The organism is Arthrobacter sp. E3 (genome assembly GCF_017353415.1).
Classification (GTDB): domain Bacteria; phylum Actinomycetota; class Actinomycetes; order Actinomycetales; family Micrococcaceae; genus Specibacter.
Window position 1 is genome coordinate 1 of the sequence record NZ_JAFMPX010000080.1, and the last position, 1472, is coordinate 1472.

Annotated in this window: 2 protein-coding genes; both read right to left on the bottom strand. The window is 57.5% G+C overall.

What is annotated here, in order from left to right; translation table 11 throughout:
- Positions 1-24: 24 nt before the first annotated feature.
- Positions 25-957 (bottom strand): DDE-type integrase/transposase/recombinase, encoded by a 933-nt coding sequence (locus JMA46_RS16680; protein WP_207346470.1) that lies wholly within the window; start codon positions 955-957, stop codon positions 25-27.
- Positions 958-1028: 71 nt separating this feature from the next.
- Positions 1029-1472, bottom strand: a 444-nt coding sequence (locus JMA46_RS16685) for a hypothetical protein (RefSeq protein ID WP_247647402.1), incomplete at its 5' end; no start/stop codon positions are given.

Here is a 1472-nt window from a genome sequence, read left to right on the forward strand (position 1 = left end):
CGAAAATTGTCAAGCTGTGTTGAGTCACTTGGCTAGTTTTTGTGGTGTTTGTGGTTTGGGTAGGTTGATGCCGACGTGTTTGGCGGGGGCTGGTGTGGTGGGTGGCCGGCGGAATCTTTCGGGGTGTTTCTGGTAATACTCCTGGTGGGCTTTATCGCGTTTTTCCCAGAGGTCTTTCCATGACCCGTCGTGGACTTGTGCGGGTGAGAAGAGCGCAATTCCTGAGTGTTTATGTTCAGTGCTGTACCAGGTAGCGTAGCTGTGGAGGTAGTCCCTGGCAGCCTCGAGATCGTTGAATACCCGGGGGTAGTTCGGCCGGTATTTCATGGTCTTGAACGCCGACTCAGAAAATGGGTTGTCGTTAGATACGTAGGGGCGGTTGTGGGTGATTTCCACCCCGTGGGCGGTAAGGGCGTCACGGAGCGCGTGTGACTTCATGGCCGCCCCAGAGTCAGCATGCACGATGGCTGGGGCACCATGCCGGGCTATGGCGGTTTCAAACATGTCCGCGGCAAGCACGTCGACTTCTCGTTCTTCCACCCGCCAACCGACGATCTCACGGGAGTAGATGTCCGTGATGGAGTAGACCTTGAAGACAATGCCCCGCCATTTGGAGTAGATGTCGGTGATGTCCCAGGACCATACCTGCCCCGGGCATGTAGCTTTCAGCACCGGCATCTCAGAGGTACCGCGTTTGCGGCCGCCGCGTTTCTTGGGCACTTGGGGGCGCAGGTCCTGGTCTTCCATCTCGGCTGCGATCCGCCACCAGGTGCGCCGGGATGCGAGCACCTCCCCGGTGTCCCAAAAGGAGGCGAAGGCGTGATCAACGGAGTTCCCACCTGCCCAGCTGGCCAGGATGTGACCGCAGATCCGTTCACGGTCGGCATCACTGATCCTGCTCTCATAGGCCCGTTCTGACTGGTGAAGGGGGTCCTGCACGCCATGGCGTGGCTTCATCCGGTACTGCCAAGTCCCCCGGGAAACGCCCGCAATTTCGAGAGCTTCCCGCTGGGAGCCGGTGAATGCCTTCAGCTCTCTGACAAGGTCGTTTTCCGTGGCAATGAACCGGGTTGTTCGCTCGTCTGGGTTGTATCGGGCTCGGGCACGCTCAACTCGTGCAAGAGCCCGATAGCTTTTCCCAGGGCCGAATTCGTACCTTCAAGCTCAACAATACGCTTCTGGAGGTCAGCAACTTTGGACTGGTGTTCGGCGGCTTCCCGGGCTCGCATTCTTTCAAACGCGGACCACTGGCCATTCTTACGTGTCATGTCCCCATCGTCTCTTGGAACGAGGTTCCGGTCGAGGTCGCCCTCGAACACCATCGTGCGCCACTGTCGAAATGTCCACACCGTCAAAGACTTGGAATCAAGCCAAGCCTTCCTCGTTCCATGAGGCTGCAAATAATATTCATGGACCAACCCACGAATCTCATCCCTTGTATAACCCTTCGTAATTGATGACATGGCTGGCTC

Bases quoted from the DNA above. Each gene is read 5' to 3' on its own strand.
- JMA46_RS16680 (WP_207346470.1), bottom strand. From the start codon at position 957: ATGAAGCCACGCCATGGCGTGCAGGACCCCCTTCACCAGTCAGAACGG.